Source organism: Pseudomonas sp. GL_117 (assembly GCF_057835125.1).
Genome location: NZ_CM174418.1, coordinates 1,760,368 through 1,776,385, shown reverse-complemented (window position 1 = coordinate 1,776,385; position 16,018 = coordinate 1,760,368). Strand labels below are relative to the sequence as shown.

Genomic DNA, 16,018 nt, shown 5'->3' with positions numbered 1-16,018 from the left:
CGGTCTGTCAGCTGCGGCATTTGGCGGCTGATACACCGCTTTCGCAGGCAAGCCAGCTCCCACACGTTTGATAGCATTTCATACAAAAAGCCCGGCGTTCATGCGAATGAAAGCCGGGCTTTTTTAATGCGCAGGAATCAATCAGGCATCCAACTCAGCCCAACGCTCAACCAACGCTTCCAGTTCCTGGTTCAATTTTTCCAGGGAGGCGATGACCTTGGCAGTCTCAGCCGCCGGACGCAGGTAGAACCCCGCGTCAGCCATTTCCGCTTCTACCGCCGCAATCTGCTGTTCCTTGGCGTCGATGTCACCCGGCAGGGCTTCCAGCTCGCGCTGCAGCTTGTAGCTGAGCTTCTTCTTGGCAGCCGGTGCGGCTTCCTGGACCGGTGCAGCGGCGGCCACAGGCGTCACCACCGCCGAAGTCAGGTCGGCCTTCCCGGACTTGCTCTCGGTCACGCCCAGCAGGCGCGGCGAGCCGCCCTGACGCAGCCAGTCCTGGTAACCACCGACGTACTCGCGCACCTTGCCTTCACCTTCGAAGACCAGGGTGCTGGTGACCACGTTGTCGAGGAATGCCCGGTCGTGGCTGACCATCAGCACGGTGCCGTTGAAGGTCAGCAAGACCTCTTCCAGCAGCTCGAGGGTTTCCACGTCGAGGTCGTTGGTCGGTTCGTCGAGGACCAGCAGGTTCGCCGGCTTGCTGAACAACTTGGCCAGCAGCAGGCGCGCACGCTCACCACCAGACAAGGCTTTCACCGGCGTGCGTGCACGCTGCGGGCTGAACAGGAAGTCGCCCAGGTAGCTGAGCACGTGGCGGCTCTGGCCGTCGATGTCGATAAAGTCACGGCCTTCGGCGACGTTGTCGATCACGGTTTTTTCCAGGTCCAACTGGTGGCGCAACTGGTCGAAGTAAGCCACGTCGATGCGCGTGCCCTCCTCAACCTTGCCGCTGGTCGGCTGCAGGCCGCTGAGCATCAGCTTGAGCAAGGTGGTCTTGCCAGTACCGTTGGCGCCCAACAGGCCGATACGGTCACCACGCTGCAGGACCATGGAGAAGTCCTTGATCAGGAACGGGCCGTCCGGGTGATGGAAGCTGACGTTTTCCAGCACCATCACCTGCTTGCCGGATTTCTCGGCGGTATCCAGCTGGATATTCGCCTTGCCGGTACGCTCGCGACGCTCGCTGCGCTCGACGCGCAAGGCTTTCAAGGCGCGCACGCGGCCCTCGTTACGGGTGCGACGGGCCTTGATGCCCTGGCGGATCCAGACTTCTTCCTGGGCCAGCTTTTTGTCGAACAGCGCGTTGGCGGTCTCTTCAGCCGCCAGGGTGGCTTCCTTGTGCACCAGGAAGCTGGCGTAGTCGCCGTTCCAGTCGATCAGGCCGCCACGGTCCAGTTCAAGGATGCGCGTGGCCAGGTTTTGCAGGAAGGAACGGTCGTGCGTGATAAACAGCACGGCGCCCTGGAAATCCTTGAGGGCTTCTTCCAGCCAGGCGATGGCGCCAATGTCCAGGTGGTTGGTTGGCTCATCGAGCAGCAGCAGGTCCGGTTCGGATACCAGGGCCTGGGCCAGCAGCACACGACGACGCCAGCCGCCGGACAACTCGGCGAGGGTCTTGTCGGGCGGCAGTTGCAGGCGGCTCAGGGTGCTGTCGACCAGTTGCTGCAAACGCCAGCCGTCACGGGCTTCGAGGTCTTGCTGAACATGCATCAGCTTGTTCAGGTCGTCTTCGGTGACGCAGTTCTGCGCCAGGTGGTGGTATTCGGCGAGCAGTGCGCCGACGCCGTCGAGGCCTTCGGCAACCACGTCGAACACTGTCCGTCCGTCGGCCACCGGCAATTCTTGCGGCAATTCGCCGATCTTGAGGCCTGGGGAGCGCCACACGGAGCCGTCATCGGGCTTCTGGTCGCCTTTTACCAGCTTCATCATGCTGGACTTGCCGGTGCCGTTGCGGCCGATGATGCACACCCGCTCACCACGGGCGATCTGCCAGGACACCTTGTCCAACAACGGCATAGCGCCGAAAGCAAGGGACACATCGCTGAATTTGAGCAGGGTCATACGCTTCTCCAAAAACTGGGCGCGCATTCTACCTGAGTTAGGGGTGGGATGCGGCTGGCATTTTCGCTATCGACACGTTCTGTAGGACATTTCCGGCTAACCTGAACGAACCGGCCAGCAAAGCTTTCGTAGGTGTCGGGCAAAAGGCTAAGCTAGGGGCAATCTAGTGTCGGCCTTACCGGCGCTCTTCGTGATTTCTCTGCACGGACGTCTCATGCGCAGTCGCCTTTTCAACTTTTTATCTTGTCTGCTTCTTTCCGCCACTGCCGCCCAATCCGCCCAGGCCGTGGACCTCACTACCCAACGTCAATATTACGATGAGGCCAAGCGTGCCCTGGCCAAGGGCGATTCCGGCCCGTACATGCAATACAGCCAGGCGCTGGCCGACTACCCGCTGACGCCGTACCTGGCCTACGACGAGCTGACCGCGCGCCTGAAAACCGCGAGCAACGAGGAAATCGAACAATTTCTTGGCAAAAACGGTGACCTGCCCCAAGCCAACTGGATGAAGTTGCGCTGGCTGCGCTGGCTGGCCGAGCGTGGCGACTGGCAGACCTTTGAAAAGTACTACGAGCCCAAGCTCAACTTCGTCGAACTGGACTGCCTGCACGCCCAGTACCAACTCACCCACAATCTGAAGGCAGAAGGCTACAAGACCACCGAAAAGCTCTGGCTGACCGGCAAGTCCCAGCCCGCCGCCTGTGATGCCACCTTCGCCCAATGGGCCGCAGACGGCCAACTCACCGAACAGAAGATCTGGGACCGTGCCAAGCTCGCCGCCGAAGCGCGCAACTACGCGCTGGCCAACAGCCTGGTGAAAACCCTGCCAACCCTCGGCGCCCAAGGCCGCCTGATGGTGGACGTTGCGCAAAAGCCCGAGATGCTGAGCGACCCGTCGCGCTTCCGGCCGGTCAACGAGGCCATGTCTGACGCCGTGGGCCTGGGCCTGCGTCGCCTGGCACGCCAAGACCCGGACAAGGCCATGGCCCTGCTCGACGGCTATGCCAGCAGCATGCACTTCTCCCGTGACGAAAAAGTGTCGATCGCCCGTGAAATCGGCCTGACCCTGGCACGTCGCTACGACCCGCGCGCCCTTGACGTGATGACCCAGTACGACCCGGAACTGCGCGACAACACCGTGTCCGAATGGCGCCTGCGTCTGCTGCTGCGCCTGGCACGCTGGGAAGATGCCTACCAGCTAACCCGCAAGCTCCCACAAGACCTGGCGACCACCAACCGCTGGCGCTACTGGCAGGCCCGCGCCCTGGAACTGGCCGAACCCAAAAACCCGCAAGCCCTGGTGCTGTACAAAAACGTGGCCAAGGAACGTGATTTCTACGGTTTCCTCGCCGCCGACCGCTCCAAATCCCCCTACCAGCTGACCAACAAACCGCTGGTGATGAGCCAGGCGCTGACCAACAAGGTGCGCAACACCCCAGGCGTGCGCCGTGCCCTGGAGTTCTACGCCCGCGGGCAGATCGTCGATGGCCGTCGTGAGTGGTATCACGTCAGCCGCCACTTCAACCGCGACGAAATGGTCGCCCAGGCCAAGCTGGCCTACGACATGAAGTGGTACTTCCCGGCGATCCGCACCATCAGCCAGGCGCAGTACTGGGATGACCTGGACATCCGCTTCCCGATGGCCCACCGCGACACCCTGGTGCGTGAAGCCAAGGTGCGCGGCCTGCATTCAAGCTGGGTGTTCGCCATCACCCGCCAGGAAAGCGCGTTCATGGACGACGCCCGCTCCGGCGTCGGCGCCAGTGGCCTGATGCAACTGATGCCCGGCACCGCCAAGGAAACCGCGCGCAAGTTCAGCATCCCCCTGGCCTCCCCGACCCAGGTGCTCGATCCGGACAAAAACATCCAGCTCGGCGCGGCCTACCTGAGCCAGGTGCACAGCCAGTTCAACGGCAACCGCGTGCTCGCATCGGCCGCCTACAACGCCGGCCCCGGTCGCGTACGTCAATGGCTGCGCGGCGCCGATCACCTGAGTTTCGACGTGTGGGTGGAAAGCATCCCGTTCGACGAAACCCGCCAGTACGTACAGAACGTGCTGTCTTATTCGGTGATCTACGGGCAGAAGCTCAATTCACCGCAGCCGCTGGTGGATTGGCACGAACGCTACTTTGACGACCAATAGTCCTGGTTGTAGTGAGCGGGCTTGCCCCGCGCTGGGTGGCGAAGCCGCCCTAAACCCAGGCACCACGGTGTATCAGTAAGACCGCGGGGCCTGGATTTGGGGCGGCTTCGCCACCCAGCGCGGGGCAAGCCCGCTCACTACATCCGTCAGGGGCTGTCACTGAACTGCAATGCCGCCAAACGCGCATACAGCGCATTGCTCGCAATCAGTTGCTGATGCGTGCCCACCGCCACCAGCTTGCCTTGGTCCATCACCGCGATCCGATCCGCGTTCTTCACCGTTGCCAGCCGATGGGCGATCACCAGCGTGGTACGGCCCTGCATGAGTTGCGGCAGCGCTTGCTGGATCAAGTGTTCACTCTGCGCATCCAGCGCACTGGTGGCTTCGTCCAGCAGCAGAATCGGTGCATCCACCAGCAAGGCGCGGGCGATGGCTAGGCGTTGGCGCTGGCCGCCGGAAAGGCCCATGCCGCCGTCCCCCAGGTGGGTCTGGTAGCCGTCGGGCATTTGCAGGATGAAATCGTGGGCGTGGGCGATGCGTGCGGCGGCTTCGACCTGTTCCCGGGTGGCGGTCGGGTTGCCATAGCGGATGTTTTCTTCGACGCTGCCGAAGAACAGCGCCGGGCTTTGGGACACCAGGGCGAAGTGGCGGCGCAGGTCCATGGGCTCAAGTTCGGTCAGCGGCTGGCCTTCGATCAGGATACGGCCGTGCTGCGGGTCATAGAAACGCAGCAGCAAATCGAAAATCGTCGATTTGCCTGCGCCGGACGGACCGACCAGGGCCAGGGTTTCGCCAGGGTTAATCGTCAGATTCAAGCCGTCGATGGCGTAGCTGTCCGGCCGCGATGGGTAGGAAAAGCGCACGTCTTGCAACTCCATACGACCGCTGACGCGCTCCGGCAACTGGACCGTGCCAGTGGCAGGTGCCTGGATGTCATTGTTTGACTGCAACAATTCGCCGATGCGCTCGGCGGCACCGGCAGCACGCTGCAATTCACCGAGCACTTCACTCAGGGTGCCGACGGCGCTGCCGACGATCAGGCTGTAGAACACAAACGCCGCCAGCTCCCCACCGGAAATGCGCCCGCCGATCACGTCCATACCCCCCACCCAGAGCATCACGCCCACGGCGCCGAGCACCAGCATGATCACCAGGGTAATCAGCCATGCGCGCTGGACGATACGTTTGCGCGCCGTGGCGAAGGCCTCTTCCACGGTCATGGCGAAGCGCTGCTCGTCCTGCACCTGATGGTTGTAGGCCTGCACGGTCTTGATCTGCCCAAGGGTCTCGGACACATAGCTGCCCACGTCGGCGATCCGGTCCTGGCTCTGGCGCGACAAGCTGCGCACGCGGCGGCCGAAGATCAGGATCGGCGCAAGCACCAGCGGCAACGCAACCACCACAATACTGGTGAGCTTGGGATTGGTGACAAACAGCAGCACGATGCCACCGATGACCATCAACCCATTGCGCAGGAACAGCGACAGCGACGAACCGATCACCGATTGCAGCAACGTGGTGTCGGTGGTCAGGCGCGACTGGATTTCCGAGCTGCGGTTGTTCTCGTAGAACCCCGGGTGCAGGTAGATCAGGTGGTTGAACACCTGACGCCGGATGTCCGCCACCACCCGCTCGCCAATCCACGACACCAGGTAGAACCGCGCAAAGGTGCCCACGGCCAGGCCCAGTACCAACAGCATGAACAGACCGATGGACTGGTTGAGCAGGTGCGGCGATTGGGTCATGAAGCCCTGGTCCACCAGCAGGCGGATGCCCTGCCCCATGGACAAGGTAATGCCTGCCGTGATGATCAGCGCCAACAAGGCACCCAGCGCCTGCCAGCGGTAGGGCGCGATAAAGCGGCTGGCCAGGCGGATCGCACGGCGTTGACGGATCGAGAACATGGAGGGCATCACCTGCGCAAGGAGGATAGGTATCTACACTGCAACATTGGGGGAACTTGGCTGAATAACAATGAGTCAGGTTAATTATGCCCGCCAGCATGGGCGCCTAGAGGCTATCGGTCTAATACCCGGCTGGAAATCCGCAGTGGTTTCTGGTGGACTGAGGGTTCGAACCGGTGATCTAGCAGGGAGTTGTAACAGCGCGGTCACGCGGGGGAATTAGAGTAGGTACACAACCTGATGAGGAGACAGGCCATGACCTTGCACACCAGCAGCAATGCCAAGATTGAAGTGATCCGTCAGCCGCAGCAGTTGCCTTGCTCGTATATCGATGCAACGGGCCGCGAAGTGCAGATCACCGAAGAGATGATCCAGCAAGCGTGCCGCGAGCTGGAACAGCGACTGGTCACGCCTGCCAAGCAAGGCTGAAGCGCCCAAGCTCTTTCAAACCCGGCCCAGGTGGCCGGTTTTTTTGTGGCGTGGGAGTGCCTACAGGGACTTGGCGCCCAACGCCGAGACGATGCTGGTCAGCACCGCCGACTCACCGTTGATGCGCACGCTCAAACCATCGATCTCACGCCGCGCCGGATAATGCTTGCGCAACAGGTCAAAGGCCGTGCGCTGTTCCTGCACCGTACCTACAAGGCTGCGGCGAAAATCCGCATCGTCGCGGCGCGGGTCGTACACGCTGCGGCACAAGGTCGCCAGCGCCCAGGCCGGGTCGGTTTCTGCATTCAGGTGCACCTCGGCCAGCCACAACGGTGGCAGCAGGTCGCTCAGTTGAATGCTCGGCGCCTGCCCCAGATAAGCACAGAACGCCTGATAGATCTGTGCCGTACCGCGCTGGCGGCCTTCCAGGCTATAGCCGGCGATATGCGGCGTGGCCAGCACGCACAGGTCGGCCAGGTCGACGTCTACCTCGGGCTCACCTTCCCACACGTCCAACACTGCTTGCAGGTCTTCGCGCGCCAGTAACACTTCGCGCAGGGCCGCATTGTCCACCACCGGCCCACGGCTGGCGTTGATCAGCCAAGTGCCGAGCTTGAGTTGGTTGAGGCGCTGACGATCAAACAGGTGCCAGGTGGAAGCGTTGCCAGACTTGGTCAGCGGCGTGTGCAGGCTGATCACATCGCACTGCTCGATGATCTGCTCCAGGCTGACGTAATCCCCGCCTTCGGCGCCCTGCCGTGGCGGATCGCACACCAGCACGTTCCAGCCCAGGCCCTTGAGCACCTTGACCAGCCGCCCGCCGACTTCCCCGGCGCCGACGATGCCGTAGGTGCGCTGATTGAGGTCGGCACCTTCGATCTCGGCCAGGGTCTGCAAGCTGCCCAGCACGTAATCCACCACGCCCCGCGCATTGCAGCCGGGGGCGCTGGACCACTGGATGCCGGCCTGCTTGAAATAATCGAGGTCCAGGTGATCGGTGCCGATGGTGCACGTGCCGACAAACCGCACCGACGAGCCTTCCAGCAGCGCGCGATTGACGTTGGTCACCGAACGCACCAGCAGCACATCGGCCTGCTCCACGGTGGCGCGGTCAATGGAACGGCCGGGCACCCGGCGGATCTCGCCAAAGCCTTCGAAGAAGGCATCGAGCAGCGGAATATTTTCGTCGGCAACAATCAACATGGCAGGCTCCTTTCGCGGACCCGCAGTGTACACAGTTCCCATGCAGGGGAGCTTGTGTGGGAGCGGGCTTGCTCGCGAATACGGTGGGTCAGTAACAAATCAGTCGCCTGACACGCCGCCTTCGCGAGCAAGCCCGCTCCCACACAAGCCAGCTCCCACAAGGGATTTGTGGTGCTTGGAAGGGTGCTTACAAATCGCTAACACAGGTTTTTTCCTGACCATTGCGTCAGGGCGTAGAATCCGCCGTCCTTGCGTCTCCCTTATTCCTGGACACCCGTACGTGAACACTGCCACCGCTCCCCTCACCCGCCCCGCCCGCATCAGCCGGGAAGTGCGCGACCTACTGACGCTCGCCCTGCCGATCATGATCGGCCAACTGGCAACCACCGCGATGAGTTTCGTCGACGCCGTGATGGCCGGGCGCGTCAGCCCGCAGGACCTGGCGGCAGTGGGCCTGGGCAATTCGATCTGGATCCCGGTGTACCTGCTGATGACCGGCACGCTGCTGGCGACCACGCCAAAAGTCGCCCAGCGCTACGGTGCGGGCACGTTCAGCGAAATCGGGCCGTTGGTGCGCCAGTCGCTGTGGCTGGCGCTGGTGGTCGGGAGCATCGCCTCGCTGTTGCTGCTCAGCGCAGAACCGATCCTGCACTGGATGAACGTCGAGCCGGACCTGATCGCACCGTCCATGGGCTACCTGCACGGCATCGCCGCCGGCATGCCGGCGATCGCGCTGTATTACGTATTGCGCTGCTTCAGTGATGGCCTGGGCCGTACGCGGCCAAGCATGGTCATGGGCCTGTGCGGCCTGGCGCTGAACATTCCGCTGAACTACATCTTCATCTACGGCCACCTCGGCGTGCCAGCCATGGGCGGCGTGGGCTGCGGCTGGGCCACGGCCATCGCGATGTGGGTGATGATGCTCGGCCTGGCCGGCTGGACGTTTTTCGGCCCGGCGTACCAGAGCAGCGAACTGTTCAAGCGGTTCGACTGGCCGCAGTGGGCGGTGATCAAGCGCGTACTGGGTATCGGCCTGCCGATCGGCGTGGCGATCTTTGCCGAATCGAGCATCTTCGCGGTGATCGCCCTGTTGATCGGCAGCCTCGGTGCCACGGTGGTGTCCGGTCACCAGATCGCGCTGAACGTCAGCTCGCTGGTGTTCATGATCCCCTACTCCCTGAGCATGGCCGTCACCGTGCGCGTCGGCCAGGCACTGGGGCGGGACCAGCCGCGGGAAGCGCGCTTCGCCGCCGGGGTCGGCATGGGCACCGCCCTCGCCTACGCATGTTTGTCATGCAGCCTGATGCTGGCGTTTCGCGAGCAGATTGCCGCGATCTATACGCCGGACCCGATCGTGATCCACCTGGCCTCGACGCTGATCGTGTTTTCCGCGCTGTTCCAGTTCTCCGACTCGCTGCAAGTCACCGCCGCCGGTGCGCTACGCGGTTATCAGGACACGCGGGTGACCATGGTGCTGACCCTGTTCGCGTATTGGGGTGTGGGGCTACCGGTCGGCTATGCCCTGGGGCTCACCGACTGGCTCGGCGAACCGAGCGGCCCCAGCGGTTTGTGGCAGGGCCTGATCGTCGGCCTGAGTTGTGCGGCAGGGATGTTGCTGGTGCGCCTGGCGCGCAGTGCACGTCGACGCATTCGCGCGGCAAAAGCCCTGGGTTAAGCGGACTTCTTGCGAATCCAGTACAGGTACGTACCGGCCTGCTCCTGCTGATCCACCAGTTCGTGGTCAAGGAACACGCAGAACTTGGGAATATCGCGACGGGTCGACGGATCGGTCGCGATCACCTTGAGCAAGCCGCCGGGCGGCAGGTCGCGGATGTGCTGGTGCAGCATCATCACCGGCTCGGGACAGTTGAGGCCGGTGGCGTCGAGCACAGCGTCTACAGGCAAATCGAGGTTCATACATCACTCCTGAAACGGGCGCCGCTCCAACTGTGGGAGCGGGCTTGTGTGGGAGCGGGCTTGCTCGCGAATGCGGTGTGCCAGTCACTGATGATTTGACTGAACCACCGCTTTCGCGAGCAAGCCCGCTCCCACAGGGGTTTTGAGGTCACTTCAAATATTCAGCGGTTCCTGGGTTTCTTGGGGGTTTCCAGGCGGCGCAGGTGACACGTCACTTCCTCGCGGTCGTGGTACAGCTGCTTGCAGCCGATCTCCACCCGAATGCCGCGCGCCTTGAAGCCGTCCTCGATACGCTCGAGCAAACGCTTCACTTCAGCATAACGCTGCTTCATCGGCAGCTTCAGGTTCACCACCGCTTCACGGCAATGCCCTTCGCCGATCCAGGTTTCCAGCAACGCGGCATTGCGCGCGGGCTTCTCGACGATGTCACACACCATCCAGTCCACCGGCTGCTTGGGCACGAAGGTAAAACCGTCGGCCATCAAGTGTTGCACCAGGCCGGTATCCATCAGGCTTTCGGCCATGGGGCCGTTGTCGATGGCGGTCACCAGCATGCCGCGGTTGACCAGTTGCCAGGTCCAGCCGCCGGGGGCGGCACCGAGGTCGACGCCGGTCATGTCGCCGTGCAGGCGCTCGTCCCACTGGTCGCGAGGGATAAAGTGGTGCCAGGCCTCTTCCAGCTTGAGCGTCGAACGGCTCGGCGCCTCACGCGGGAATTTGAGGCGCGGAATGCCCATCGGCCACATCGCCGAGTTGTTCGACTCGGCCAGGCCCATGAACACTTCGCGGCCGCTCTTGAAGGTCAGCAGCAGGCGCGGTTTGCTCGGGTCGTCCACCAGCTTGCCGGCGTTGAGCAGGGCTTTGCGCAGGTGCACTTCAAATTTCTTGCAGAAGTTCGACAGTTCCTTGCCGTCGTTGGTGTCGACCATCTCCAGCCACAGGCTGCCACATACCGGGAACTCGCGCAGGTGGGCGAGGATCACGCTGATACGGTCGGTTTCCGGCAGGTCGATGAATACCCCGCGCGCCCACTGCCTTGGGAAGATCAACTCGGCAAAACGCTGGCCGTGCATCAGGCGCTGGGCGCCGTCTTCTTCGGTGCAGACAAATTCGGCGCAGGCGCTGCCGGTCTTGGCCTTGGCGTAGCCGGAAACGTTCAGGCGCGCGGCGTGTTCCGCGATCTCGGAACAGACTTCGCCTTCAAACCCCGGGCGGCAGTGCATAAAAAGGGTGTTCATCAACTCTCCTGGTGACTCGACCGACGTTGCGCTATCGCAATGTCTGTCATGAAAACGCGCGCATGATAGCTGAGTTCGGAACCTTGGACTTAACCATAGAGTCCAGTTATTAGCCTGCTAATGAAAACAGCGCTAGCTTTATAGCTCTGTCTGTCCCGTCAGGTCCGTAGCCGTGCGGATCATAAGGAGTCGCGTCATGTCATCGCTTGATAGCCTGAAAACCCTTAAAACCCTGCAAATCGACAGCAAGACCTACCACTACTTCAGCCTGCCCGAGGCGGCCAAAAGCCTGGGCGACCTGGACCGGTTGCCGATGTCGCTCAAAGTGCTGCTGGAAAACCTGCTGCGCTGGGAAGACGACAAGACCGTCACCGGCGCCGACCTCAAGGCCATTGCCGCCTGGCTCAAGGAGCGCCAGTCCGACCGCGAGATCCAGTACCGCCCCGCCCGCGTACTGATGCAGGACTTTACCGGCGTCCCCGCCGTGGTCGACCTGGCCGCCATGCGCGCCGCCGTGGCCAAGGCCGGGGGCGACCCGCAGCGCATCAACCCGCTGTCGCCGGTGGACCTGGTGATCGACCACTCGGTGATGGTCGATAAATTCGGCAACGCCGACGCCTTTGAACAAAACGTCGATATCGAAATGCAGCGCAACGGCGAACGCTACGCCTTCCTGCGCTGGGGCCAGAGTGCCTTCGACAACTTCAGCGTGGTGCCGCCCGGCACCGGCATCTGCCATCAGGTCAACCTCGAATACCTGGGCCGCACCGTGTGGACCAAGGACGAGGACGGCCGCACCTACGCCTTCCCCGACACCCTGGTCGGCACCGACTCCCACACCACCATGATCAACGGCCTCGGCGTACTCGGCTGGGGCGTCGGCGGCATCGAAGCGGAAGCGGCGATGCTCGGCCAGCCGGTGTCGATGCTGATCCCGGAAGTCATCGGTTTCAAACTCACCGGCAAGCTCAAGGAAGGCATCACCGCCACCGACCTGGTGCTGACCGTGACCCAGATGCTGCGCAAGAAAGGCGTGGTGGGTAAATTCGTCGAGTTCTACGGCGACGGCTTGGCCGACCTGCCTCTGGCCGACCGCGCCACCATTGCCAACATGGCTCCGGAATATGGCGCCACCTGCGGTTTTTTCCCGGTGGATGAGGTGACGTTGGACTACCTGCGTCTGTCGGGCCGTCCGTCAGAAACCGTCAAACTGGTCGAGGCCTACACCAAGGCCCAGGGCCTGTGGCGCAATGCCGGCCAGGAACCGGTATTCACCGACAGCCTGGCCCTGGACATGGGCAGCGTCGAAGCCAGCCTGGCCGGGCCAAAACGTCCGCAGGACCGTGTTTCGCTGCCGAATGTCGGCCAGGCGTTCAGCGACTTCCTCGACCTGCAGTTCAAACCGGCCAGCAAAGAGGTCGGCCGCCTGGAAAGCGAAGGCGGCGGCGGTGTCGCCGTGGGCAATGCCGACTTGGTGGGTGAAGCCGATTACGACTTCGAAGGTCAGACCTATCGCCTGAAAAACGGCGCGGTGGTGATCGCCGCGATCACCTCCTGCACCAACACCTCCAACCCCAGCGTGATGATGGCCGCCGGGCTGCTGGCGAAAAAGGCCGTAGAAAAGGGCCTGACGCGCAAGCCCTGGGTCAAAAGCTCCCTGGCACCGGGCTCCAAGGTAGTCACCGACTACTACAACGCCGCCGGGCTCACCCACTACCTCGACAAACTTGGCTTCGACCTGGTGGGCTATGGCTGTACCACCTGCATCGGCAACTCCGGCCCGTTGCCGGAGCCGATTGAAAAAGCCATCCAGAAAGCCGACCTCGCCGTGGCTTCGGTGCTGTCCGGCAACCGCAACTTCGAAGGCCGCGTGCACCCACTGGTGAAAACCAACTGGCTGGCCTCGCCGCCGCTGGTGGTCGCCTATGCGTTGGCCGGCACAGTGCGCATCGACATCAGCAGCGAGCCGCTGGGCAACGATCAGCAGGGCAAGCCGGTGTACCTCAAGGACATCTGGCCGAGCAGCCAGGAGATCGCCGACGCGGTGGCCCAGGTCAGCACCGGCATGTTCCACAAGGAATACGCCGAAGTGTTTGCCGGTGACGAGCAGTGGCAGGCAATTGAAGTACCGCAGGCCGCGACCTACGTGTGGCAGGAGGATTCCACCTACATCCAGCACCCGCCGTTCTTCGACGATATTTCCGGACCGCTGCCGGTAATCGAAGACGTCAAGGGCGCCAACGTCCTGGCCCTGCTCGGCGACTCGGTGACCACCGACCACATCTCCCCTGCTGGCAACATCAAAGCCGACAGCCCCGCCGGCCGCTACCTGCGCGAGCAAGGCGTGGAGCCGCGCGACTTCAACTCCTACGGCTCACGCCGGGGTAACCATGAAGTGATGATGCGCGGCACCTTTGCCAATATCCGCATCCGCAATGAAATGCTCGGCGGCGAGGAAGGCGGCAATACGCTGTACATCCCGACTGGCGAGAAAATGGCGATCTACGATGCGTCGATGAAATACCAGGCCTCGGGGACACCGCTGGTGGTGATCGCCGGCCAGGAATACGGCACGGGCTCGAGCCGCGACTGGGCGGCCAAGGGGACCAACCTGCTGGGGGTGAAGGCGGTGATCGCCGAGAGTTTCGAGCGGATCCACCGTTCCAACCTGGTGGGAATGGGCGTGTTGCCGTTGCAGTTCAAGCTGGATCAGAACCGCAAGACGCTCAAGCTCAGCGGCAAGGAGCAGATCGATATTCTGGGGCTGACGGGCGTGGAGATCGTGCCGCGGATGAACCTGACGCTGGTGATCACGCGGGAGGATGGCAGCAGCGAGAAGGTCGAGGTGCTGTGCCGGATTGATACGCTGAACGAGGTGGAGTACTTCAAGGCGGGGGGCATCTTGCACTACGTCCTGCGGCAGCTGATCGCGTCCTGAGCAACACTGCAAAACCAAATGTGGGAGCGGGCTTGCTCGCGAATGCGGTATGTCAGTCACAGATGTTTCGACTGATCCACCGCATTCGCGAGCAAGCCCGCTCCCACATTTTGACCGTGTTCACAAATTCAGGTCAGAACAACCACTTCCACAGCAATACCAGCACAACCACCGCCAACACCGGCCGCGCAATCCGGTAAGCCTTGGGATGCTTGCGCTTCCACTGCTTGACCACGCCACTGAACTTGTCGCTGAATGTCTTGCTCCAGGCATACGCCTGGTTGATCCCGCCAACCCGCTCGTCGTCCAGGTTCTGCGGCGCCGTGGCGCGGCCCAGTTGCTTGCTGACCCAACGATTGACGCGGGTCATGAAGCCATTGCTCAACGGCCGCTCAATGTCGCAGAACAGGATCACGCGGGTCTGTTCGGTCTCGTTCTTCACCCAGTGCACATAGGTTTCATCGAACATCACGTCGTCACCGTCACGCCAGGCGTACTCCTGCCCGTCGACAAAGATGCGACAAGCGTCGGAATTGGGCGTGGACAGACCCAGGTGATAACGCAAGGAACCGGCGAACGGATCACGGTGCGGGTTGAGGTGGCTGCCACCCGGCAACAGCGCGAACATCGCGCCCTTGACGTTGGGAATGCTGCTCACCAGCGCCACGGTTTTCGGGCACAGCGCCTCGGCCGATGGCAACGGTTTGTCGTACCACTTGAGGTAGAAGCGCTTCCAGCCCTTCTTGAAGAAGGAACCAAAACCGGCGTCGTTGTTCTTTTCGGCGGCGCGGATGTAACCCTCGTCGAACAGGTGCATGGCCTCTTCGCGGATCACTTCCCAGTTGTCCTTCAGCACGTCCAGTTCCGGGAACCTGGAGCGGTCCAGGTACGGCTTGGACGGCACCGCCGAGAACAGGTACATCAAGGCGTTATAGGGGGCGAACAGCGCCGAATGGTTGACGAACTGACGCAATATCGGCAAACGGGCCTTGCCGCGCAGGTGCACATACAGCGTGCTGCCGATAAACAACAGCAACACCGACAGTTTGGCGGCCAAAGAAAAGGTCATGCAGCAACTCCTGGAAAAATGCGCCGGGCATCATAAACACTTGGGCCATTATGCAGAAGGCTTTGGCTGACCGGCTGACACATATCAAACCTTGCGCCCTCGCCACAGACACACATCAGGCTTGGTTTTCCTGTTCGGTAAACAGATCGCTGAACAGCATGCTCGACAGGTAGCGCTCACCGGAGTCCGGCAGGATCACCACGATGGTCTTGCCCTGCATCTCCGGTTTCTGCGCCAGGCGCACCGCCACGGCCATCGCCGCACCGCAGGAGATACCGCACAGAATCCCTTCTTCCTGCATCAGGCGCAGGGCCATGGCCTTGGATTCTTCATCACTGACCAGCTCCACGCGGTCGACCATCGACAGGTCGAGGTTCTTCGGCACGAAACCGGCGCCGATGCCCTGGATCTTGTGCGGGCTTGGCTTGATCTCTTCACCGGCCAGCGCCTGGGTGATCACCGGCGACACGATCGGCTCCACGGCCACCGACAAAATCGGCTTGCCCGCAGTGTTCTTGATATAGCGCGACACGCCGGTGATGGTGCCACCCGTGCCGACGCCGGCCACCAGCACATCCACTGCGCCATCGGTGTCGTTCCAGATTTCCGGGCCGGTGGTTTTTTCGTGGATCGCCGGGTTGGCCGGGTTTTCGAACTGGCCGGGCATAAAGTACCGGGCCGGGTCGCTGGCGACGATTTCAGCGGCTTTCTCGATCGCGCCCTTCATGCCCTTGGCCGGTTCGGTCAGCACCAGCTCGGCGCCGAGGGCCTTGAGCACCTTGCGCCGCTCGATGCTCATGGACGCCGGCATGGTCAACAGCAGCTTGTAGCCACGGGCGGCAGCGACAAACGCCAGGCCGATGCCGGTGTTGCCCGAGGTCGGCTCGACAATGGTCATGCCCGGCTTGAGTTTGCCGCTGCCTTCCGCGTCCCAGATCATGTTCGCGCCGATACGGCACTTCACCGAGTAACCGGGGTTACGCCCTTCGATCTTGGCCAGGATGGTCACGCCACGCGGCGCGATACGGTTGATCTGCACCAGGGGCGTATTACCGATGGAGTGCGCGTTGTCTGCAAAGATGCGGCTCATGACGGGTCCTATGTTGACGGTATCCG

At 62.4% G+C, this 16,018-nt stretch carries 11 protein-coding genes; 4 read left to right on the top strand and 7 right to left on the bottom strand.

Features of this window, described 5'->3' with window-relative positions; genetic code table 11:
* Positions 1 to 141: 141 nt before the first annotated feature.
* Entirely contained in the window at positions 142 to 2,061 is a 1,920-nt protein-coding gene (locus tag AC3ISR_RS08015) for an ATP-binding cassette domain-containing protein (protein ID WP_192298620.1), read from the bottom strand.
* A 214-nt stretch (positions 2,062 to 2,275) separates the two neighbouring features.
* Between AC3ISR_RS08015 and AC3ISR_RS08010 the strand changes: the two genes are divergently transcribed.
* Entirely contained in the window at positions 2,276 to 4,204 is a 1,929-nt protein-coding gene (locus AC3ISR_RS08010) for a transglycosylase SLT domain-containing protein (protein WP_226455312.1), read from the top strand.
* A 146-nt stretch (positions 4,205 to 4,350) separates the two neighbouring features.
* On the opposite strand, the gene AC3ISR_RS08005 is transcribed toward AC3ISR_RS08010, so the two are convergent.
* Positions 4,351 to 6,117 (bottom strand): ABC transporter transmembrane domain-containing protein, encoded by a 1,767-nt coding sequence (locus AC3ISR_RS08005; RefSeq protein WP_192298618.1) that lies wholly within the window; start codon positions 6,115 to 6,117, stop codon positions 4,351 to 4,353.
* Positions 6,118 to 6,363: 246 nt separating this feature from the next.
* Here AC3ISR_RS08005 and AC3ISR_RS08000 point away from each other — a divergent pair, with 246 nt between their 5' ends.
* Entirely contained in the window at positions 6,364 to 6,537 is a 174-nt protein-coding gene (locus AC3ISR_RS08000) for a PA1571 family protein (RefSeq protein ID WP_463984373.1), read from the top strand.
* A gap of 60 nt (positions 6,538 to 6,597) precedes the next feature.
* On the opposite strand, the gene pdxB is transcribed toward AC3ISR_RS08000, so the two are convergent.
* A complete protein-coding gene (pdxB, locus tag AC3ISR_RS07995; RefSeq protein ID WP_192298616.1) occupies positions 6,598 to 7,740 on the bottom strand; it encodes a 4-phosphoerythronate dehydrogenase PdxB in 1,143 nt (380 codons plus the stop codon).
* 280 nt (positions 7,741 to 8,020) lie between these two features.
* Between pdxB and AC3ISR_RS07990 the strand changes: the two genes are divergently transcribed.
* Entirely contained in the window at positions 8,021 to 9,415 is a 1,395-nt protein-coding gene (locus AC3ISR_RS07990; protein WP_192298615.1) for an MATE family efflux transporter, read from the top strand.
* On the opposite strand, the gene tusA is transcribed toward AC3ISR_RS07990, so the two are convergent.
* Positions 9,412 to 9,657: a sulfurtransferase TusA gene (gene tusA / locus AC3ISR_RS07985; RefSeq protein ID WP_192298614.1), complete on the bottom strand. Its 246-nt coding sequence runs from the start codon at positions 9,655 to 9,657 to the stop codon at positions 9,412 to 9,414. The two genes, AC3ISR_RS07990 and tusA, sit on opposite strands and share 4 nt — an antisense overlap.
* A gap of 161 nt (positions 9,658 to 9,818) precedes the next feature.
* Positions 9,819 to 10,895: a 23S rRNA (cytidine(2498)-2'-O)-methyltransferase RlmM gene (gene rlmM, locus AC3ISR_RS07980; RefSeq protein WP_192298613.1), complete on the bottom strand. Its 1,077-nt coding sequence runs from the start codon at positions 10,893 to 10,895 to the stop codon at positions 9,819 to 9,821.
* Positions 10,896 to 11,091: 196 nt separating this feature from the next.
* Here rlmM and acnA point away from each other — a divergent pair, with 196 nt between their 5' ends.
* Positions 11,092 to 13,833 (top strand): aconitate hydratase AcnA, encoded by a 2,742-nt coding sequence (acnA, locus tag AC3ISR_RS07975; protein WP_192298612.1) that lies wholly within the window; start codon positions 11,092 to 11,094, stop codon positions 13,831 to 13,833.
* Positions 13,834 to 13,966: 133 nt separating this feature from the next.
* On the opposite strand, the gene AC3ISR_RS07970 is transcribed toward acnA, so the two are convergent.
* Both AC3ISR_RS07970 and cysK read right to left on the bottom strand, forming a co-directional pair.
* Positions 13,967 to 14,902: an aspartyl/asparaginyl beta-hydroxylase domain-containing protein gene (locus tag AC3ISR_RS07970; protein WP_192298611.1), complete on the bottom strand. Its 936-nt coding sequence runs from the start codon at positions 14,900 to 14,902 to the stop codon at positions 13,967 to 13,969.
* Positions 14,903 to 15,017: 115 nt separating this feature from the next.
* Positions 15,018 to 15,992, bottom strand: a complete 975-nt coding sequence (gene cysK, locus AC3ISR_RS07965) for a cysteine synthase A (protein ID WP_192298610.1) — start codon at positions 15,990 to 15,992, stop codon at positions 15,018 to 15,020.
* Between the last annotated feature and the right edge of the window lie 26 nt (positions 15,993 to 16,018).